Origin of the sequence: Seonamhaeicola sediminis (genome assembly GCF_004358095.2) — a bacterium.
GTDB classification, from domain to species: Bacteria; Bacteroidota; Bacteroidia; order Flavobacteriales; family Flavobacteriaceae; genus Seonamhaeicola; species Seonamhaeicola sediminis.
Genome location: NZ_SMZJ02000001.1, coordinates 22,543 through 40,813, shown reverse-complemented (window position 1 = coordinate 40,813; position 18,271 = coordinate 22,543). Strand labels below are relative to the sequence as shown.

Below are 18,271 nucleotides of genomic sequence, written 5' to 3'. Positions count from 1 at the left end.
ACTGACAAATATAATTATTTTATCGATAAAATACGTTTTTTTACCGATAAATTGCATAATAAATCAATAATTCGTTTAGAATATCCAGTTTCATTATCGTACCAACCAATAATTTTTACCATATTTCCAATCACTGAAGTCATTTGAGAATCAAACACACAAGAATTTGTATTGCCAATAATATCGATAGATACAATAGAATCTTCAGTGTATTCTAAAATATTCTTATAACTATTTTGAGCAGCTTCTTTAAAGGCTTTGTTTATATCTTTAATTGTAACTGTTTTTTTTACATTGAATGTAATATCAGTTAACGATCCATTAATTACAGGAACTCTAATCCCACAGCCACCAATAACATCAGATAATTCTGGAAAAATTTTAGTTAAAGCCTTGGCGGCACCAGTGGTAGTTGGAACAATAGATTGCCCTGCAGCACGAGACCTACGTAAATCTCTATGGGGTTGATCGTGTAAACTTTGATCTGTGGTGTAGGAATGTACCGTTGTAATATAGGCTTGATCAATACCACAAAGTTTATTGATAATATCAATCATGGGGGCCGCATTATTAGTAGTACATGATGCGTTTGAAATGATTGTTTCAGAGCCATCAAGACTCTCATCATTAACCCCTAAAACAATCGTTTTAATATCATCATCAAGAGGAGGAACACTTAAAATAATCTGTTTTGCGCCATTTGCTAAATGATGATTTAAGTCTAATTTTGTTTTAAATTTCCCAGTAGATTCTATAACAAAATCAACATTGTAAGGAGACCAATCAATATCTTTTGGATGTTTTTGGTTTAAAAGCGGAATGTTTTCAGTATTAACAATAATATGATTGTCACCAAACGAAACAGTACCGTTAAAAAGCCCATGAACACTGTCGTATTTAAGTAAATAGCTCAATGTTCTAGCGTCTGCTAAATCATTTATAGCAACCACTTTTATGTTTTTATAGTCTTGTAGTAATCTAAAAACACGTCTACCAATTCTACCAAAACCATTAATGGCAACCGTAATCATTTTTAATGAATATGTTTTTGAGCTCTATACGATGAACGCACTAGAGCGCTACTTTCTACATGACGGAAACCTAGTTTTAAGCCAATTTCTTCGTACTCTTTAAACTGATCCGGATTTATAAATTGCTTAACAGGTAAATGTTTTTTACTAGGTTGTAGGTATTGACCTATAGTAACAACATCCACGTCATTATCTTTTAAATCATGAAGTGTTTCTATAACTTCTTCTCTAGTTTCTCCTAAACCAAGCATGATACCAGATTTGGTACGCCTTTGTCCTGACTGTTTTAAATATTTAAGAACTCCTAGACTTCTATCATATTGTGCTTGAATTCTAACTTCTCTGGTTAATCGTCTAACCGTTTCAATATTATGCGATACTACTTCAGGAGCAACATCTACAATCCTATCTATATGCTGTTCTATACCTTGAAAGTCTGGTATTAGCGTCTCAAGTGTTGTTTCAGGATTCATTCTTCTTACTGCTTTAACAGTTTCAGCCCATAGGATACTTCCCATATCCTTTAAATCATCTCTATCAACACTGGTTAAAACAGCATGCTTAATATTCATGATTTTAATAGAACGAGCCACCTTTTCGGGCTCGTCCCAATCTACAGATTCTGGTCTACCGGTTTTAACACCACAAAAACCACATGAACGTGTACAAATATTACCTAAAATCATAAAGGTAGCCGTTCCCTCACCCCAGCACTCGCCCATATTAGGGCAACTACCCGAAGTACAAATAGTGTTTAATTTGTATTTATCTACTAATCCTCTTAATTCGGTATACTTTTTACCCGTAGGAAGTTTTACACGAAGCCATTTTGGTTTCGGTTTTCTTTCAGGTAATATATTAGAAGCGGTTTCCTTTTGCATAGTCAAAAAAATCAAACGCAAAAATACGTGATTTTTTTCAGAAGAAAGATATAAAGTATTCTTTTATAAAGTATAGAGATACCAAACACTAAAACCTATTAAAAAGATAATGCCACTCCAACTTAAAATATGCATTTTTTTATTAGGATGCCATTCTTTGGGTGTATGCTTTCCAGAAATTAATTTATAATTAATTATGGCATAAAAGGGCGCTGTTATGAATGAAAGAATGGTAGCAATTTCTATTAATAAACCCATTTCTGATGCGAAGAAGAAAAAAATACAAACAGTTCCAACAGTCAAGAGGAGTATCCACGCTAAATAGCCACGTTTATAGCTTTTGTTGAATATAAGCTCCAAAGTTTTGTCCATAGCTCTTGGAGAGGCATCTAAGCAGGTAAGCGTAGTACTGAACATGGTTGTAAAAGCCGCAATACCAATTAAAATGTAAGCCCAATCACCTAAGCTGCTAGTGTACATTTGTATAAGCTGACTTGAAAAACCTCCTGCAGAATCACTAAATGTTTCCCCACTTCCAAACATGACCAGACAACCTAATAACACAAAACCAATACCTAAAATAATAGTGCCAATATAGCCAACATTAAAATCGAATAATGCCGATTTAGATTTATACTTTTTATCACCTTTTTGCTTTTCAACCGACCATAACGAATGCCAAATAGAAATATCTAACGGTGCTGGCATCCAACCCATAAAAGCAATTAGAAAAGCAATTTGAGTTGTTTCCTTGGGCAAAACTTGCGTTAGTGAAATACGAGTATTATTTCCGTAAAGAGCCATAACTACAGCAGAAATTGTACTAATGGATAACAAAATAATTATAAGTTTTATTAGGTTATCCAGTAACTTATATTTTCCAACAACAAGCAATCCTAAACAAATAACTAATACTATTATCGTCCATATCTTTAAAGCTAAAACAGAATCAAAACCTAAATTCCCAAAGATAGAAGACGCTAAACCTGCTGTGACTATGGTGACTGCCGTTTGAATGGTAAACATAGTGGCAAATGTTAGAATAAAATATGTTGCCAATACTACTTTACCCATTTTTTTATAACCATCTAACAAACTTTCTCCTGTTGCAGCTGCATATCTGGGGCCATATTGAAAGAAAGGATATTTAAACAAATTAGCTAATAATAAAGCCCATAGCAAACCTAGACCAAAATCAGCTCCAGCTCTTGTGGATTGTACCAAATGAGACACTCCTATGGCGGCTCCAGCAAATAATAATCCAGGGCCTAAGTTTTTTAGTTTAGCTATCATTTTGATTTCTGAATGATTTCAGCTAATAATTTTTTAGCTCGCAACAATTTCACCTTCACATTGTTAATGGGTTCATTAAGCTCATCTGAAATTTCTTTATAGCTCAATTCTTGAAAGTAACGTAGATTTATAACTTTTTGATAGTGTGGTTTTAGTTTTTTTATATCGCGTAAAAGTTTTACCAAATGCTGTTCTGTAATTAATTTATCTTCGGCAGAAGGAGATTCATCTAAAATTTGAAGCACTGACTTTTCATCATTAGTAATAGTTTGCCTAATAGATTTTTTCTCTTTTCGTAATAAATCAATATGAATATTTTTAGAAATAGTAATTAGCCAGGTTTTAAATTTATAAGAATCATCAAAGGTTTCAATTCTGTCAAAAGCCCGAGAAAATGTTTGGATAGTAATATCTTCAGCATCATTTTCGTTTTCAATTCGTTTTAACTGAAATCCATAAACATCATCCCAAAAAGTATCTAGCAAGAAGTTAAACGCCTTCTGGTCGTTTTCTCTGGCGCGCTTAATAGCTTCGTTTATTTCCAATGGTTTGGTTTTGAAATAAGATTATTTATAAATATAACTAATTGTGTAAAAACTAAAAAAAATTCCAAAAAAGGTAATATCCGTAGTAAATCTTTCTCATCTAATTTTTTAGCTGAAAAACCATAAACCAAATACTGGACAAAAATTCTAGAAAAAAACAGTATTATTACAATCCTCCAATTGAATAAAGTAGGTAGCAATATTAAGGCTAATACCCAAAATAGTAGTGTAAAAGTATAAATAATACTGAGAAGTAATTTGTGTTTTACTTTGTAAAGTTTTGCGGTAGAAATGTGCCTTCTTTTCTGTTTAAACCAGTCTTTAAATGTAGTTTTGGGGATAGATTCAGTAAAACTATGTTTTGAGTAACAAATAGCTGTATTGTTTTTTGAGGCAACCTGATTAATAAACAAATCATCATCACCAGAACGCACTTGAATGTGATTGATGAAACCATTAGCATCAAAAAACTCTTTTTTGGCATAAGCCAGATTCCTGCCAACTCCCATATATGGTATACCTAATTTGGCAAATGAAAAATATTGAATGGCCGTCACCAAAGTTTCAAATCTAACTAATTTATTAAGTAACGAATTTTTAATTTTTGAATATGCTCCATACCCTAACACAATAGTCCTCTGATTGCTAAAATGAGCTGTCATATCTTTAATCCAGTATTTAGAAACAGGTTTACAATCTGCATCCGTGAATAAAAGATAATCATTTTTAGAAGCTTTAATGCCAAGTGTTAAAGCGTATTTTTTATTACCCCAAAAAGCTTCCACATTTTTTACATCAACTATTTTAATATTGTTGTATTCTTTTTTGAAAGCTTCCATGACCTTTAAGGTATTGTCTGTAGAAGCATCATTTATAAGGACAATTTCAAAATCTGGATACTCTTGTGAAATTATTGACGGAAGAAAGGTTTTTAAGTTTTTTGCTTCGTTTTTAGCACAAACAATCACTGAGACAGCAATTTTTTTAGCAGATTGCTTTTTTTGTTTTGAAAACGAGAACTTTCCAAAGAGAACAATATAAATAACTACTTGAATACTAACTACACTAAAAAATGCATAGTATACAAAATCAAGTAAGCTCATACAGGTTTATGAGTGTTGAGGTTCGTTACAATCGGCATATTGGTCTGGAGTTCTGCCACAAAATCCACAAGTTTCACCTTCCTTGTTTAACATGGGATTTTGGCTTGCGCAAGTACCAGCAAATTTACCATCTTTTTTTGCCCAAATTTTAATAGCTATTCCAGCAATGGCAAGCCCCAAAATAAGAATTGTAATTAAAAAAAGTTTCATGCGAATTATTTTGTACAAAGTTAACACTTTTATCAATTTTATAAGCTAATTACTTGTAACAAAACAAAAGTGACTAAGTATTTATTTCTGTGTCACATAAATAATTCTTAAATTGATTTGTTAACCAATTAAATTAAAATCATGAAAAAATTATTCGCAGAATTTTTTGGAACTTTTTGGCTCGTTTTTGGTGGATGTGGTAGTGCTGTTTTTGCTGCTGCATTTCCAGAATTGGGTATTGGATTTGCTGGTGTTGCACTGGCTTTTGGACTTACAGTACTTACAATGGCATATGCTGTTGGTCATATTTCGGGTGGACATTTTAATCCAGCAGTATCTTTTGGCTTATGGGCAGGTGGAAAGTTTGAAGCTAAAGATTTATTAGGTTATGTCATTGCACAGTTAATAGGGGCTTTGGCTGCAGCAGGATGTTTATATTTAATAATAACAAACAAAGCAGATTTTGATTCTGTTGGAGGTTTTGCAGCTAATGGATATGAGAACCTTTCTCCTGGAGGTTATTCTATGCCGGCTGCTTTAATTGCTGAGTTTTTATTAACAGCTTTCTTTCTTTTAATCATTTTAGGAAGTACCAATGAAAGAGCGCCCAAGGGGTTTGCTCCAATAGCTATTGGTTTAGGTTTAACACTAATACACTTAATTAGTATCCCAATTACTAATACGTCGGTTAACCCAGCTCGTTCAACAAGTCAAGCATTATTCGCTGGAGGAGAATATACTGTACAGTTGTGGTTGTTTTGGGTAGCACCAATTGCTGGAGCCATTGTTGCAGGAATTATTCATAAAGCTTTATTTGATAAAGAATAACTTTTGTTAAATACGTAAAAAAAGCCTCGTTTCTAAAGTTGAAACGAGGCTTTTTAGAATCAATAGATTTATGATTTATTGCAGGCTAACTTCTGCTACTTTATTCTCTAACGAGGCTATTTCATTACCTCCTTTAGGCTCAATGGTGATGTTTAATGCTAAAGCATCTTCTGCATAAGGGATGTTTATCAGCTGCCTATCAGCTTCATTTAAAATACCCAAACTAACCATTTTACCTTGTAATTCAGCCCAAATCTGGTAGCATTGTTCCTCTGGTAATTTTGGTAAAGACACCACATCTATCATGGATGTTTTTTCCTTGGGGTTAATATATGCAACCGTTTTTAGGTCTTTTGCTCTTTCATTACCATTAATGATGTATTTTGCTGTTTCAGGGTTATTAAGCTTTAATAATTGACGCATTACATTATCAAGCATTTTATTGTTTTGCGCTATATCACTTCTCAAATCAAATATTTCATCAACAACCACTTGATTTTCTTCAGCTAATTTCTGGTTTTGATTATAGAAAAGATATGCTGTACATGCAAAAATTAATGCGGCAACACTTGCTGCAATACTATACTTGTACCACTTTTGATATTTTTTAGAGCTACTCATTCTTATTACAGGAGTATCATCTAATTCTTCTAAAATATTATTTAAAATATGTTTTGGAGCTTCAGTAGCATTACTTTTGGCTACAATTTCCAGGTTATGCTGTAAAGTGTTATAAGCATTCTGTACTTCTGGGTATTTTGAAATATAAGTCTCAACCATTTCTGTTTCTACAGAAGTAGTTTCTCCTATTAGATATTTTTCTAAAAGGCCAGAATTTAAAAAAGTAGTTGTTTTCTCATTCATGACTTTGTTTATTAAGGATTGTAAATCTTTTTTAATTCACGCAATCCAATTTTTAATCTCGATTTTATAGTTCCTAGTGGAATATCTAATTCATCACTAGCTTCTTGTTGGGTCATGCCCTCAAAAAAGAGCGCATTAATAACAATCTGATATTTTTCATCAAGTGTTTTTAGATGTTTTTTTATATCTAATACATCTTGATTTATACTATCTGCTGTAAATGTATATACGACTGAAGTCTCAATTTGGACTTCTTTACCGCTTTTGTTTTTTAATGATCTTACTTTGTCAATAGCAGTATTATATGCAATTCTGTATAACCAAGTAAATAACTTAGCTTTTGTAGCATCATATTTCTTGGCGTATCTCCAAATTTTCACAAAACTTTCTTGAAGTACATCTTGTGCGGTTTCGTCATCACTAATTACCTTTTTTATAACACCATACAGAGCATCTGCATAATTCTCATAAAGCAAAGAAATAGCCTTTTTATCGCCTAACTCCAGAAGTTTTACTATTTCTTTTTCAATGGGTGCTATCAAGGATGGTTAGATTTAAATATGATGTCAAAGTTAGAAATTTCTCCGAGATTATAAGATATTTACTTCGGCTTCAATTGTAATACTGAATAATCTCTTTATGGTCTTTTGTATTAACTTAGATAGCCTTAAAATGTCTTCTCCTTTAGCATTGCCATAGTTCACCAAAACTAAAGCTTGATTTTTATGAACACCATAATCATTAAAACGCTTACCCTTAAAACCTGCTTTTTCAATAAGCCAACCTGCAGGAATTTTTACGTCATTTTCTGAAACAGGATAACTTGGGATATCACGGAAGTTTTCTTGCAGTGTTACATATAATTCCTTTGATATGACTGGGTTTTTAAAGAAACTACCACTATTACCAATTTCTTTGGGGTTAGGTAATTTGCTTTCGCGAATAGCTATAACAACCTTTGACACATCTTTTATTGTTGGACTCTTAACCCCCATGTTTTGTAATTCTGATGTTATAGCACCATAATTGGTGTTTAGTTTGTGATTTTGTTTAGTTAATTTAAAATCTACACTTGTGATAACATACTTTCCTTTGGCTTCGGTTTTAAAAATAGAATTTCTATATCCAAAGTTGCAATCTAACTTAGTAAAAGTTTTCATTGCCTGGCTTTGTATGCACATGGAATCACAAGACACAAATGCATCTTTTAGCTCAACACCATAAGCTCCAATATTTTGAATGGGAGCTGTTCCTACATTACCAGGAATGAGCGATAAATTTTCAATACCACCAAAATTGTTTTCTAAACACCAAAGTACAAACTCGTGCCAATTTTCACCTGCATTGGCCCTAACGATTACGTGTTGGGATGTTTCAGAAATTATTGTAATTCCTTTTAAATTTATATGTACTACTAGTCCATCAAAATCTTTTGTAAGTAGTATATTACTGCCACCACCAAGTATTAATTTATTTGGGAAATCTTGAAGCGTTAAAACATATTTTAAATCATCAATACTAGAAACTGAAACGAAAAATTTGGCATTAACATCAATACCAAATGTATTGTATGGTTTTAAAGATATGTTTTGATCAATATGCACTAGTATTTATAAACTTTTAAAGCTTCTTTTAATATGTTGGCCGCCTTTACTAAGCTTTCCTTATTAAGTACGTAAGCAATTCTTATTTGGTTTGAACCTATTCCTTCAGTAGAATAAAATCCACTAGCAGGAGCTACCATGACTGTTTCGTTATTTACATCAAAAGATTCTAAAAGCCATTGCGCAAAATGATCGGCATTTTTGACGGGTAATTCTGCAATGCAGTAAAATGCTCCCTTAGGTGTAGCTATTTTAACACCATCAATTTTATTTAACTCTGCAATTAACACATCACGTCTGTTAATATACATTTTCTTTACTTTGTTAAAATAACTTTGTGGCGTTTCTAAAGCCGCTTCACTAGCTATTTGGGCATAAGTTGGCGGACTCAACCGTGCTTGTGCAAACTTTAAAACGGTATGTCTCACGGTCTCATTTCTTGTAACCAGGCAACCTACTCTGGCTCCACACATGCTATAACGTTTAGAAACAGAGTCTATCATGATAGTATGCTCATCTAATCCCTTTAACTCAAGTATGGAGTAATGAGAATTACCATCATAGGTGAACTCACGATATACTTCATCTGAAATTAAAAATAAATCATGGCGTTTTACAATATCTGCCAATTGTTTAATTTCTTCTTCAGTATATAGACATCCGGTAGGGTTTCCCGGATTACAAATCATAATAGCTTTTGTTTTTGGTGTAATTAGTTTTTCAAACTCTTTAATAGGTGGTAATGAAAAATTATCATCTATTTTTGAAACAATTGGCACCACTTTTACACTAGCTGCTGTGGCAAAAGCAATATAGTTAGCGTAAAAAGGTTCACAAATAATAACTTCATCATTAACATCCATAATACTTCCAAAAATAAAAGCTATGGCTTCACTGGCACCAGTGGTAACAACAATATCTGTGTGAGATACATTAATATTATGATAATTGTAATAAGCGGCAAGCTTTTTTCTGTAAGTTTCTGAACCTTCAGAACGCGAATAAGACAAAACCTCTACGTCATTCTCTTTTACTGCTTTTAACGCTACCTCTGGAGTTTTGATATCAGGCTGACCAATATTTAAATGATAAATGTGTTTACCATTTTTCATAGCTTCTTCGGCATACGGAACCAATTTTCTAATAGGAGATTCCGGCATTAATTGTCCCTTTTTAGATATAGTAGGCATCAAATATAAAATTAGGGTGCAAAGTTGAGAAAATTATCTTAAAGTTTTTTTAAAAAACACCCTTAAATACTTTTACCAATTAAAAGATTTGTAAATTGATTAATATAAATAGTAAGTATTTCTTGATGAAAAAGTTCTTCATTTTTTTATTATTACTTTTCTATGGATTTTATTTTTTAGGTGCCCAAAATAAATTTCTAATTCAAAACAAACGTAAGACTGATAAAATTAACTTCAGGTTAATTAACAATTTAGTGGTAATCCCAGTTGAAGTGAATGGAGTGGAACTTTCATTTATTTTAGATACAGGTGTAAGTAAACCAATTATTTTTAACTTCTTAAACATCTCTGATAGTCTAAAAATAAAGAACACTGAAAAAATCTTTATTCGAGGTTTGGGAGAAGGGGAGCCTATAGAGGCTTTAAAATCATCTAATAATATTTTTAAAATAGGAGATGCTATAAAGTTAAATCAAGACTTATATGCAATTCATGAACTTGGTTTAAATTTTGCTCCTCGATTGGGGGTGTTGGTAAATGGGATTATAGGATTAGACTTGTTTAGAGATTTTGTTGTAGAGATTCATTATTCGTCTAAGTTTATCAAATTAACAGAGCCAACATATTATAATTACAAAAAATGTAAAAGTTGTGAGCGTTTTAGGTTAGAATTTTATAATGATAAGCCTTACATAAATGCTCAAGTTAGCTTAAACAATAAAAAGATTCCTGTAAAATTACTCATAGACTCAGGGGGTAGTGATAGTTTATGGCTTTTTGAAGATGATTCTCTGGGGATAATTTCAGGAGATAATTTTTTTAGAGATTTTCTTGGGCATGGTTTAAGTGGTAGTGTATATGGAAAGCGAGGAAAGACAGAGTCATTTTCCTTAAAAAGTTTTACTTTAAAAAAAGCCAACGTGGCTTATCCAGATGCCAACTCTGTGTTTTTTGCCAAAAAAGTAAAAGATAGAAACGGCACTGTGGCAGGTAATATTTTAAAACGATTTAACCTTACAATAGATTATAAAAACTCGTTAATCACATTAAAAAAAAATAAGTATTTCAAAGAAAAGTTCAATTATAACAAAAGTGGTATTGAGTTAGCTCACGATGGTGTTAGATTTGTAAAGGAGTATGAACATTTTATGTATAGGTTGAATGAAAATGAAGGCAATAATATTAATAGTAAAGGAGGAATAAAACTAGTTTTTGATAAAAAATATAAAATGAGTTTAAAACCAGCTTATGCTATTGTAGAGTTAAGAAATGACTCTCCTGCAGAAAAAGCTGGATTAAAAAAAGGAGATATCATTTTAACTATAAATGGTAAACCAACTCACCATCTTAAATTAGAGCAAATAATGTCTATGTTTTATGGTAACGCTGGCAAACAAATTAAGTTGAAAATTGAAAGAAATGAACAAGTTTTTAATTATAGTTTTAAACTAGAAAATTTATTATAATAAAAAAGAGGCTGTCTGAAAAGTCAAGACAGCCTCTTTTTTATTCGGGTAGGTGTAGGAGAGATTTTTCAAATACCCGATTCTCAAGGACTTAAAAAAACTTTTCAGACAGCCTCTTTAATTTTTTACAAAGTGTTTCTTCTTTATTTTTGTACTATACTTTTGTCCTTTTTTTCAAGAACACTAGCTTTACTTGAGTCTACTACCAAGCCTTTGATTTTAAGAGCTATAGTTGGCGTATCAGCATTGGAAATCACAGTAATAGTCTTTCTAATAGGATTTACTCTGTTAGTATCATATTTTACCTTAATTTCTCCAGTTTTACCGGGTAAAATTGGCTCCTTTGGTTTTGAAGGTATGGTACATCCGCAAGATGATTTAACATCAGAAATTATAAGAGGGGCATCACCTGTGTTAGTAAACTCAAAAACTCTTACACCATCCGATCCCTTTTCTATGGTTCCGTAGTCTATGGTTTCAGTTTTAAACTCTATTTTAGCTATTTTTTCTTGGGCATTTACAGAAAAACTGATTAATCCTATAAATAAAATTGTAATTAATTGTTTCATGGTTTTATTTTTTAATTACTGTTTTTACAATTTAAAAATGAACAAATAATAAAACTATTTGTCATAAATCTATGTCAAACATACTCACTTTTTGTACAATTGACAAAAAAATTAGACGTAATGCACACATGTTAACATAGTAAACTTAATTAAAGTATCAAATAAACGCTTCATTTTTATAAAAAAACCAATTAATATATAGTTTTCACAGAAAAAGAAATATAAGTACTTTTGCACATCAAAGTTCAAAAACTGTTCCAAAGTATGCAAATTCCGTCTAAATATGATGCCAGTAAGGTAGAAAGCAAGTGGTATGATTACTGGATGAAACATAATTATTTTCATTCAGAACCAGATGAAAGAGAGCCTTATACCATAGTAATCCCACCTCCAAATGTTACTGGGGTGCTACATATGGGGCATATGCTCAATAATACTATTCAGGATGTGTTAATTCGTAGGGCCCGTTTACAGGGTAAAAATGCTTGTTGGGTACCAGGAACAGATCACGCTTCCATCGCCACTGAAGCAAAAGTAGTAGCCAAATTAAAGGAACAGGGAATTGATAAAAATGACTTAACTCGAGACGAGTTTTTAAAACACGCTTGGGATTGGACGCATGAGTATGGCGGGGTAATCCTTGAGCAATTAAAAAAGTTAGGGTGCTCATGCGACTGGGAACGTACTAAGTTCACTATGGATGACGATATGAGTGAAGCGGTTATTAAGGTGTTTGTTGATTTGTATAATAAGGGCTTAATTTATCGTGGCTATAGAATGGTGAATTGGGATCCAGAGGCTAAAACCACTTTATCTGATGAAGAGGTTGAATATGTTGATAAACAGGGTAAATTATATCACATAAAATATCAGGTTGAAGATTCTAATGAATTATTGACCATTGCTACAACAAGACCAGAAACAATTTTGGGTGATACCGCAATCTGTATTAACCCCAATGATAACCGTCATTTTAGCCTAAAAGGTAAAAAAGCCATAGTTCCTATTTGTAATAGAGTTATTCCTATTATTGAGGATGATTATGTTGATGTAGAATTTGGTACAGGGTGCTTAAAAGTAACGCCAGCACACGACGAAAATGACAAGATTTTAGGTGATAAGCACAATCTTGAAGTGATTGATATTTTTAATGAAGATGCAACACTAAATAGTTACGGACTGCATTATGAAGGTCTAGATCGTTTTGAAGTTAGAAAAGCTATTGTAAAAGAACTAGAAGGTTTAGGATTAATTGCCAAAATTGAAGATTACAACAACCGTGTTGGTATTTCTGAGAGAACAAAAGCTATCATTGAGCCAAGGTTATCAGATCAATGGTTTCTTAAAATGGAAGATTTGGTAAAACCAGCTATTAAAGCAGTGTTAGGTAAAGAAAAAGATATTCAGTTATTTCCAAAGAAGTTTGAAAACACCTATCGCCATTGGATGGAAAACATCCGCGATTGGAATATTTCCCGTCAGTTGCTTTGGGGGCAACAAATACCAGCTTACTATTACGGTGATGGAAAAGAAGATTTTGTGGTTGCAGAAAATATTGAGGACGCAGTAAAACTAGCTCAAGAGAAAACCTCTAATCCACAGCTTCAATCTTCAGATTTAATTCAAGAAACAGATGCTCTAGATACATGGTTCTCTTCATGGTTATGGCCTATGAGCGTATTTGATGGTATTAGAAATCCAGAAAACAAAGATATTCAATACTACTACCCTACCAACGATTTGGTTACAGGTCCAGATATTTTATTTTTCTGGGTAGCCCGAATGATTATTGCTGGCTACGAATATAAAGGTAAAGAACCTTTTAAAAATGTGTATTTAACAGGTTTAGTTCGTGATAAGCAACGTAGAAAAATGAGTAAATCTTTAGGAAATTCTCCCGATGCCCTAAAATTAATAAGTGATTTTGGCGCGGGTGGTGTTCGTGTTGGTTTGTTATTGAGTTCTGCAGCAGGGAATGATTTATTGTTTGATGAGGCTTTATGTCAGCAAGGTAAAGCCTTTGGTAATAAAGTATGGAATGCCTTTAGACTAATTAATGGCTGGGAAGTAGCAGATGTAGCACAACCAAAATATGCCAAAGTTAGTGTTGACTGGTATACCAATAAATTTCAACAAAGTTTAGCGCTTATAGAAGATCATTATAGCAAGTACCGCATTAGCGATGCTTTAATGGAAACTTACAAATTAATTTGGAACGACTTCTGTTCTTGGCTATTAGAAATGGTAAAACCAGGCTACCAACAACCAATAGATAAAACTACCTACAATGCGGTTATTGGTTTATTAGAAGATAACCTAAAGATTTTACATCCGTTCATGCCTTTTTTAACCGAAGAAATTTGGCAATATATTTCAGAAAGAACATCAGAAGAGGCCTTAATAGTTTCTAAGTGGCCTGAATTAAAACCAGTTAATGAAATTTTGATTTCTGAATTTGATTTTGCTTCCGAAGTGGTATCTGGTATTAGAACCATCAGAAAAGAGAAAAATATTGCGTTTAAAGATACTATTGCTTTTTCAGTTGTCAATAATGAAAATACTACTAATACTTTTAATGAGGTAATAATAAAACTGGGCAACCTTGAAAGTATTCAAAATATAAACAGCCCTATTGATGGAGCGTTGACTTTTAGAGTAAAATCTAACGAGTATTTTATACCCATGGCTGGTGCCATTGATGTAGATGCCGAAATTGAAAAACTTAAAGATGAATTAATTTATACTGAAGGTTTCTTAAAATCGGTACAGAAAAAACTATCCAATGAACGTTTTGTAAACAACGCACCAGAACAAGTTGTTGCTAGTGAAAAGAAAAAAGAAATAGATGCTTTAGCTAAAATTGAAACTTTGAAAGCTAGTTTGGCGAGTTTGAAGTAAGTTTTGAAATTTGTGTATTTCAATAGTTGAGTCTCTTTTTTTTTTTTTTGATTTTTGAATTGTTTTCTTTTCATTTCCATAACTATAAAACTTAAAACATTATTAGTTATTATTTTTTTTGAAAAAGAAATAGAGTATTAGTTTAAAGACGAATTCGGTAAGATGCACTTAGTTTTACAAAAGGTCCGTCTCCCCAATTTATAGTAGAAAAATAGTCTTTGTTATTAATACCTTTTCGCATTTGTCTAAAAAGTCCATAACCAGGTTCAAAGGAGATACAGATTGTTTTAGTGAGATAGTAATCTAAATACAGTGAAATTTGGTTATCGTCAAGCCTAATGAATTCTGAATTAATAAGTTTGTAACTATTTGTTAAAGACCTAAATGTTGCACCTATATAAATCTTACTATTGTATTGATATTCATAACTAAGTCTTCCTGGTAAAATTCCAAAAAGATAATGCTTCTCTTTAATCTTCCAGTCAATTCCTATAAGTGGAACAACAAAAAGGCCAAAAAATTCTTTATTAGCGTATATGCCTAAACGAAATTTTTGTTTGGGATTTAACGTATATGAAGCAAAAGCAACGCTACCAAATTGCATGCTATCACTTTGAAAAAAATACTCACCATTCCATCGTAAGATTGGTAGCACAGTTATAGACCATTTCTGGTTTTTTAAAGGAAATACGATACCAGCAGCTAGAGCAAGGGATTCTAAGTTTGTTGAAATTTCATTATTGGTGTCAGATTCAATTTGCCAAAATTCAAAAAAGGGACTAAAAACCAAGTAGGTGTTTTTTTTAATCTCAATAGGAATATCGCTTCCTACCCATATATGTGTAAAAGGCGTTGCTTCTGCATTCCTGTTTTTCAAAGCATAGTTGTATCGTAATTGTAGTGGATCAACATAGGGTTGCGCAAAAACCTCCGAAGTAATTAATACTAGAAACAGAGCCGGTAATAGTATATTTTGTCTTAACCAATATTTTCTGAAAGTCACAATTTTAAGCATTTAAAATTAGTTACTTTAATTATGTTGCAAAGGTAGATTGTTGTATGCAAAAATCTGTTATACAGAAGAATGCAATATTACAACTAATATAGTTGAAAAATGGAGTTAAATCAAATCATATGTTTTTAAGGACTTTAGTAAGAATTTACTACCTTTAGTTTATGCAAGAAGACTTTTTACATTATATCTGGAAATACAAAAAGTTTCAATTCAATAATTTAAAAACAACTCAGGGAGAATTAATACAGATTAACTCGGTTGGACATCCAAATCAAAATTCTGGACCAGATTTTTTTAATGCTCAAATAAAGATAAACGACCAGTTGTGGGCCGGTAATGTTGAGGTACATATAAAATCATCTGATTGGTTTTTACATAACCATGAAACCGATAAAGCTTATGACAACGTTATTTTGCACGTAGTTTGGGAAGATGATACCGAAATATTCAGAAAAGATAACACGGTTATTCCAACTCTAGAACTAAAAGGATTGGTAAAAAACGATGTTTTAAATAATTATGGAAGGCTATTTTCAAAGCAAAACAAATGGATTAACTGTGAAAATGACTTTGCCAAAGTAGAAAATTTTATTTTAAGCAATTGGTTAGAGCGTTTGTATCTTGAACGTTTGGAAAGAAAATCCAAAGAGATAGACCAATTACTTCTACAATCTAAAAATGATTGGGAATCTGTGTTGTTTAAAATGTTAGTAAAAAACTTTGGATTGAATGTTAATGGCGAATCCTTTTTAAGTGTAGCGCAGTCTATCGATTTTTCAATTATAAGAAAAGTGCAATCCCATCAACCAACTTTAGAGGCCTTATTATTTGGACAAGCAGGTTTATTAAATGAAGACATTGAAGCCACTTACTTTTTAAGTTTAAAAAAAGAGTATCACTTTTTAAAACAAAAGTTCACTTTAAAAAATCATGGTATTATACCTTTAAAGTTTTTTAGGTTACGTCCGTTAAACTTTCCCACCATTAGGTTGTCTCAAATAGCAAGTTTATACCATAAGCAACAAGGACTGTTTTCAAAAATTATAGAAACCCAAGCTCTTGATGATTTTTATGAGTTGTTTAATGTAGCAACTTCAGAGTATTGGAAAAATCATTATACTTTTCAAAAGGAATCTAAACCAAGTACAAAGTGTCTAACAAAACCCTTTATAGACTTACTTTTAATAAATACCATTTTGCCAGTAAAATTTGCCTATTCAAAACAAAAGGGCGGCAATACCGAAAATATTATTATTGATATTTCTAACGCTATAAAATCAGAAAAAAATAGTATTGTTTCAACATTTAATAGCCTAAAACAAGTTTCAAAAACCGCATTACAATCGCAAGCCCTTATTCAACTTAAAAGTCAGTACTGTAATAATAATAAGTGTCTTCAATGTGCTGTAGGAAATACAATTTTAAATAAATAAACTTTTAAACTTGTGAAGTAAAGTTTAAATTGCAGCATGAATGTTTACAGACCATTATATTTTTTTCAAAAACATGGGTATTACGTATGTCAGCGAATAGCAGATAGGTTAGGAATTAGAGCAAAAGTGGTGCGTACTACTTTCATGTATTTAACTTTTGTTACAGTTGGTTTTGGATTTGCTTTGTATTTGTTTTTGGCGTTTTGGATGCGTATTAAAGATTTGATTTATACAAAGCGTTCATCAGTTTTCGATTTATAATTTATGAATAATCCGTTAATAAGACTTTTTAGGTCAAAAATATATGCAGCTCTAACACTATTAGTTGTTTTGATGCTGATTGGCATTGTGGGTTTTATGGTAATATCAGATTATTCATGGATTGACGCCCTTTACATGACCGTAATAACAATGACTACTGTTGGTTTTGGTGAAGTAGAACCACTAGATGAACAGGCTAAAATATTTACCATATTCTTAATTCTAGCAAGTGTCGTTATTGTAGGTTATGCCATATCAATCATTACAGAATACATTTTGAGTAAAAATGATATAGAAGAAATAAAACAAAAAAAGATGCAAAAACAAATTGATGGTTTTAATAATCACGTGATAATTTGTGGTTATGGAAGAAACGGCAAACAAGCTGCAAGAAAACTTACGGCACATAAAAAATCTTTTGTAGTAATAGAAAGAGATAAGGAAGTTGAAGAGCGTTTACGTTCTGATGATGTACCTTACGTAATTGGAAATGCCAATGAAGATGAAACTTTGTTGTTGGCTGGTGTAGACAGGGCTTCTAGTTTTATCTCAGCCTTACCTAATGATGCCGATAACTTATTTGTAGTATTATCTGCAAGACAGATAAACAATAAAATAAATATAATAAGTAGGGCATCTCAAGAATCGTCGTATAAAAAATTGAAGTTTGCTGGTGCCAATAATGTTATTTTGCCTGATATGATTGGAGGAGACCATATGGCCTCATTGGTTGTTGTTCCTGGATTAATGGAGTTTATTGATAATTTATCCATTGTTGGGGAGTCCAACATTAATATTGAGGAGGTAGCTGTTGAAAAGTTGTATAACTCTAGAAGAGCTAGAACCATTAAGGATCTAGATTTAAGAAGAAGAACTGGATGTACAATAATTGGGTATAAAGACTCAAAAGGAGAATACATAGTTAATCCAGAACCAGATATTATTTTAGAAACTAATTCAAAAATTATTGTTTTGGGTCGCCCCGAGCAAATAGAAGAGTTAAATACTGCCTTCGATATCGATATTGAAAAAGGTTAATTTTCCAACCTAATTTTATATAGTCAATTATTTTTAGCATCT

The 18,271-nt window shown here is 32.0% G+C and carries 18 protein-coding genes; 6 read left to right on the top strand and 12 right to left on the bottom strand.

Annotated elements, in window-relative coordinates:
- Window positions 1-14: 14 nt before the first annotated feature.
- From gap to E1J38_RS00195, 6 genes are all read right to left on the bottom strand, one after another.
- A complete protein-coding gene (gap, locus tag E1J38_RS00220) occupies window positions 15-1,031 on the bottom strand; it encodes a type I glyceraldehyde-3-phosphate dehydrogenase (RefSeq protein WP_133355066.1) in 1,017 nt (338 codons plus the stop codon).
- 2 nt (window positions 1,032-1,033) lie between these two features.
- Window positions 1,034-1,912, bottom strand: coding sequence for a lipoyl synthase (lipA, locus tag E1J38_RS00215; protein WP_133355068.1), 879 nt, complete (start codon window positions 1,910-1,912; stop codon window positions 1,034-1,036).
- Between the two features lie 63 nt (window positions 1,913-1,975).
- Window positions 1,976-3,205, bottom strand: coding sequence for an NRAMP family divalent metal transporter (locus E1J38_RS00210; RefSeq protein ID WP_133355070.1), 1,230 nt, complete (start codon window positions 3,203-3,205; stop codon window positions 1,976-1,978).
- On the bottom strand, window positions 3,202-3,750 hold the full coding sequence (locus tag E1J38_RS00205; RefSeq protein ID WP_133355072.1) for an RNA polymerase sigma factor: 549 nt from the start codon (window positions 3,748-3,750) through the stop codon (window positions 3,202-3,204). The genes E1J38_RS00210 and E1J38_RS00205 overlap by 4 nt, the downstream gene beginning before the upstream one ends.
- Window positions 3,741-4,853, bottom strand: coding sequence for a glycosyltransferase (locus E1J38_RS00200; RefSeq protein ID WP_133355074.1), 1,113 nt, complete (start codon window positions 4,851-4,853; stop codon window positions 3,741-3,743). The genes E1J38_RS00205 and E1J38_RS00200 overlap by 10 nt, the downstream gene beginning before the upstream one ends.
- Window positions 4,854-4,859: 6 nt before the next feature.
- On the bottom strand, window positions 4,860-5,063 hold the full coding sequence (locus E1J38_RS00195; protein WP_133355076.1) for a membrane or secreted protein: 204 nt from the start codon (window positions 5,061-5,063) through the stop codon (window positions 4,860-4,862).
- A 141-nt stretch (window positions 5,064-5,204) separates the two neighbouring features.
- On the opposite strand from E1J38_RS00195, the gene aqpZ reads away from it, so the two are divergent.
- Entirely contained in the window at window positions 5,205-5,891 is a 687-nt protein-coding gene (gene aqpZ, locus E1J38_RS00190) for an aquaporin Z (RefSeq protein WP_133355078.1), read from the top strand.
- A 75-nt stretch (window positions 5,892-5,966) separates the two neighbouring features.
- On the opposite strand, the gene E1J38_RS00185 is transcribed toward aqpZ, so the two are convergent.
- From E1J38_RS00185 to E1J38_RS00170, 4 genes are read right to left on the bottom strand one after another with little or no spacing between them, the layout of a single operon-like run.
- Window positions 5,967-6,755 carry an anti-sigma factor gene (locus E1J38_RS00185; protein ID WP_133355080.1) on the bottom strand — a complete coding sequence of 263 codons (789 nt, stop codon included), beginning with the start codon at window positions 6,753-6,755 and terminating at the stop codon, window positions 5,967-5,969.
- Between the two features lie 11 nt (window positions 6,756-6,766).
- Window positions 6,767-7,297, bottom strand: a complete 531-nt coding sequence (locus E1J38_RS00180) for an RNA polymerase sigma factor (protein ID WP_133355082.1) — start codon at window positions 7,295-7,297, stop codon at window positions 6,767-6,769.
- 48 nt (window positions 7,298-7,345) lie between these two features.
- Window positions 7,346-8,359, bottom strand: coding sequence for a UDP-N-acetylmuramate dehydrogenase (murB, locus tag E1J38_RS00175; protein WP_133355084.1), 1,014 nt, complete (start codon window positions 8,357-8,359; stop codon window positions 7,346-7,348).
- Complete coding sequence (locus E1J38_RS00170) at window positions 8,359-9,549, bottom strand: pyridoxal phosphate-dependent aminotransferase (protein ID WP_133355086.1); 1,191 nt, start codon at window positions 9,547-9,549, stop codon at window positions 8,359-8,361. The genes murB and E1J38_RS00170 overlap by 1 nt, the downstream gene beginning before the upstream one ends.
- 125 nt (window positions 9,550-9,674) lie before the next feature.
- Here E1J38_RS00170 and E1J38_RS00165 point away from each other — a divergent pair, with 125 nt between their 5' ends.
- On the top strand, window positions 9,675-11,015 hold the full coding sequence (locus tag E1J38_RS00165; RefSeq protein ID WP_133355088.1) for a PDZ domain-containing protein: 1,341 nt from the start codon (window positions 9,675-9,677) through the stop codon (window positions 11,013-11,015).
- A gap of 143 nt (window positions 11,016-11,158) precedes the next feature.
- Here the strand turns inward: E1J38_RS00165 and E1J38_RS00160 are convergent, their stop codons facing one another.
- Window positions 11,159-11,584, bottom strand: coding sequence for a DUF1573 domain-containing protein (locus E1J38_RS00160; protein ID WP_133355090.1), 426 nt, complete (start codon window positions 11,582-11,584; stop codon window positions 11,159-11,161).
- A gap of 264 nt (window positions 11,585-11,848) precedes the next feature.
- Between E1J38_RS00160 and E1J38_RS00155 the strand changes: the two genes are divergently transcribed.
- Window positions 11,849-14,482 carry a valine--tRNA ligase gene (locus E1J38_RS00155; RefSeq protein ID WP_133355092.1) on the top strand — a complete coding sequence of 878 codons (2,634 nt, stop codon included), beginning with the start codon at window positions 11,849-11,851 and terminating at the stop codon, window positions 14,480-14,482.
- Between the two features lie 142 nt (window positions 14,483-14,624).
- Here E1J38_RS00155 and E1J38_RS00150 read toward each other — a convergent pair whose 3' ends face one another.
- Entirely contained in the window at window positions 14,625-15,485 is an 861-nt protein-coding gene (locus E1J38_RS00150) for a hypothetical protein (protein ID WP_133355094.1), read from the bottom strand.
- A gap of 173 nt (window positions 15,486-15,658) precedes the next feature.
- Between E1J38_RS00150 and E1J38_RS00145 the strand changes: the two genes are divergently transcribed.
- From E1J38_RS00145 to E1J38_RS00135, 3 genes are read left to right on the top strand one after another with little or no spacing between them, the layout of a single operon-like run.
- Window positions 15,659-16,930 carry a DUF2851 family protein gene (locus E1J38_RS00145; RefSeq protein ID WP_133355096.1) on the top strand — a complete coding sequence of 424 codons (1,272 nt, stop codon included), beginning with the start codon at window positions 15,659-15,661 and terminating at the stop codon, window positions 16,928-16,930.
- Between the two features lie 36 nt (window positions 16,931-16,966).
- The gene (locus E1J38_RS00140; RefSeq protein WP_133355098.1) at window positions 16,967-17,191 is read left to right on the top strand and encodes a PspC domain-containing protein; all 225 of its coding nucleotides are present in this window, start codon (window positions 16,967-16,969) and stop codon (window positions 17,189-17,191) included.
- Window positions 17,192-17,194: 3 nt separating this feature from the next.
- The gene (locus tag E1J38_RS00135; RefSeq protein WP_133355100.1) at window positions 17,195-18,229 is read left to right on the top strand and encodes a potassium channel family protein; all 1,035 of its coding nucleotides are present in this window, start codon (window positions 17,195-17,197) and stop codon (window positions 18,227-18,229) included.
- The last annotated feature ends 42 nt before the right edge of the window (window positions 18,230-18,271 follow it).